Source organism: Candidatus Streptomyces philanthi, assembly GCF_059553635.1.
This window is the reverse complement of record NZ_JCANQV010000476.1, coordinates 1-2,828: the sequence shown is the minus strand read 5'-3', so window position 1 is coordinate 2,828 and position 2,828 is coordinate 1. Positions and strand designations below refer to the sequence as shown.

The 2,828-nt window shown below is 74.8% G+C and carries 3 protein-coding genes; 2 read left to right on the top strand and 1 reads right to left on the bottom strand.

Features of this window, described 5'->3' with window-relative positions; all coding sequences use genetic code 11:
- Positions 1-760 (top strand): MSCRAMM family protein (locus tag AC51EU_RS29170; protein WP_496270098.1); only part of this gene is annotated, 760 nt, incomplete at its 5' end.
- 171 nt (positions 761-931) lie between these two features.
- The gene (locus AC51EU_RS29165; protein WP_496270097.1) at positions 932-1,771 is read left to right on the top strand and encodes a YceI family protein; all 840 of its coding nucleotides are present in this window, start codon (positions 932-934) and stop codon (positions 1,769-1,771) included.
- A gap of 91 nt (positions 1,772-1,862) precedes the next feature.
- On the opposite strand, the gene AC51EU_RS29160 is transcribed toward AC51EU_RS29165, so the two are convergent.
- On the bottom strand, positions 1,863-2,648 hold the full coding sequence (locus AC51EU_RS29160) for a TetR/AcrR family transcriptional regulator (protein WP_496270096.1): 786 nt from the start codon (positions 2,646-2,648) through the stop codon (positions 1,863-1,865).
- Positions 2,649-2,828: the final 180 nt, after the last annotated feature.

Below are 2,828 nucleotides of genomic sequence, written 5' to 3'. Positions count from 1 at the left end.
CGCGGTCCACGGTTTCGTCCGCAACCCGGAGGGCAACCCGGTGCCGGGCTCGGCGGTGACGCTGATCTCGCTCACCGGCAGCCAGCTCGGCCGCGCGGCCACCCGCCCCGACGGCGCGTACACCCTCGACGCCCCCGGCGCCGGCTCGTACGTGCTGATCGCGGCGGCCGACGGGCACCGGCCGCAGGCATCCACGGTGGTCGTCGGCGACCAGCCGCTCGGCCACGACATCCTGCTCAGCGGCACCGGCGGCCTCGGCGGCCAGGTGCGCGGCGCGGTCACCGGCAAGCCGGTGGAGGGGGCGATGGTCGTCGTCACCGATGTCCGCGGCGAGGTGCTGGCCACCGGGAGCACCGACGACGAGGGGAACTTCTCCTTCGACACGCTCGGCCCCGGGACCTTCACCGTCGCGGTCAACGCGGCCGGCTACCGGCCGACCGCGCTGCCCGTCGACGTCGGCGGCCAGGGCACGACCCGTATCGAGGTCGAGCTGCTGTCCGGGGCGCGGGTGCAGGGCGTCGTACGGGCGGGCGCCGCGCGGCTGCCGCTGGCGGACGCCCGGGTGACGCTGGTGGACGCGGCGGGCAACGTCGTGGCCACCGCCACCACCGGTGAGGACGGCGCGTACGCCTTCACCGATCTGGACGCGGGCGACTACACGGTCATCGCGAGCGGCTACCCGCCGGTCGCCCACGGCCTGACGGTCAACGCACGCGGGGTCGACGGCTACGACGTCGAACTCGCCCACCCCGGGGACTGACCCCGGAGCCCGGCACCACCGGGCACACCTACCCGGGCCGGAGCGCGCTGTGAGCGGACACGCGCGCCGGCCCGGCCCCGGGGCTCCGGCGGCGGCACCGCGCACAGGCAGGGGACGGCCTGCGCGCCGCCGCCGGAGCCCCCACGTACCGGCACGACATCGGGAGCGGGAATGACTTGGACGGGCGCGGCCACGGGAGTGCGGGCGCGGGTCCGCACACGGGACGGCTGGGCGGTACCGCACGCCGTCCTCACCGTCACGGACATGACGGGCGCGCAGGTGCTGCGCGTCCCGGCCGACGGTGACGGCGCCGTCCGCAGCACGGAACCGGTGGCGCCGGGCCCGTACACCGTCATCGTGACGGCCGTCGGCTACGCGCCGGCCGCCTCCAGCGCGATCGTCACGGCGAGCGGGCGGCTGGACGCCGGGGACGTGGTGCTGGCCCGGCAGGGCGGTACACAGCTGCCGCCGCCCGGCGCCTGGACGATCGACCCGATGCACTCGACGGTGGCGGCGTCCGCCCAGCATCTGGGGATCACCAGCGTGCACGGCCGGTTCACCGCGTTCAGCGGGCGGATCGGGATCGCCGAGGACGTGGCGGCCTCGTCCGTCCGTGCCGTCATCCAGGCGTCGTCGATCGACACCGGCAACGGGATGCGCGACGGCCATCTGCGGTCCGAGGACTTCCTGGACGTCGAGCGCTTCCCGGAGATCACCTACCGCAGCACCGGCATGGAGCCGGTCGGCCCCGACCGCTGGACGGTGCACGGCGAGCTCTCGCTGCGCGGTGTGGTGCGCCCGGTCGACCTCGACCTGAGTTACCTCGGTACGGGCCCGGACCCGTGGGGTGGTGTCCGCGCGTCCTTCGCCGCGGCCGCGGAACTGCGCCGCGAGGACTTCAGGATGAACTACAACCAGGTGGTCGCGGCCGGCATCGCGGCCATCGGCACCACCCTGCGGGTGCAGCTGGACATCCAGGCGGTGCAGGGGGAGAGCCTGCCGCAGCTGTGAGGGACTGCGGCAGTGGTGAGGGCCTGCCACAGAGGACGGCCCGCCCGGGGCGAGGAGCCCGGGGCGGGCCGTTTCCTGTGGGGTCAGGGGGTCACTCCGGGGGCGTGTCCCTCGTTCCCTCCTTGTCGCGCATCGCCTCGATGCCGGCGATCTGGAGGTCCAGGGCGAAGGCGAAGTCCCGGTCGATGAGTTCCTGGGCGCCCGGCCCGCCCTCGCCGTACCGGGCGCCGTCCGCGTCGTTGATCAGGTCCGCGAAATCCGGCCGTTCCGACAGCATGCCGAGGACCTGGTGGAGGTACTCGTCCAGGCCGAGGCCGGCGGCCCGGCAGCGCGCCGCGTACTGGCCGTGCATGGTCGAGAAGCCGTGGACGAACTGGAAGACGGAGCCCAGCGCGCCGGAGATCCGCTCCGGCGGCAGCCCGCTGCGCCGCATCACCCGCTTCGTGGCACGGGAGTACGCGGCGGAACGCGGCCCGATGTTGAGGAACTCGCCGAGCAGCCGGGCTGCCCACGGGTGCCGCAGCAGCATGTCGCGGTAGCCGGTGGCGAGCATCCGCAGGTCGTCGCGCCAGTCCGTGCCGTCCTCGCCGTCCGGCAGCGGGATCTCGCCCGCGACCGTGTCGAGGGCGTGCTCCAGCAGGTCGTCCTTGGTGTCGACGTACCAGTAGACAGACATGGCGGTGACGCCGAGTTCGGCGGCGAGGCGGCGCATCGAGAACTTCGCCAGCCCCTCGGCGTCCAGCAGCCGGACCGTGGCCGCGACGATCTTCTCCAGGCCGAGTCCCGCCGGCTGGTCGGTCCTCCGCCGGGACGGGGGGCGCGTCGTCAGCCAGACGCTGCGCGGTCGTCCCCCGGCGCTGCCGTCCTTCGCCGCCATGGCGCCCTCCCCTTCGGTGAGCGTGCTCCCGCCGTTCCGTACAGCCCGATGCTATTCCGCCACCGCGGCGGACGGCTCGGGCGCGGCGTCGTGCCCCGGGGCGTCGCGTTCGGCGCGGCGCAGCAGCAGCGCGGCGAGCAGCCCGCCGAGGAGGACGGCGGCCGCGCCGACCAGCTGGCT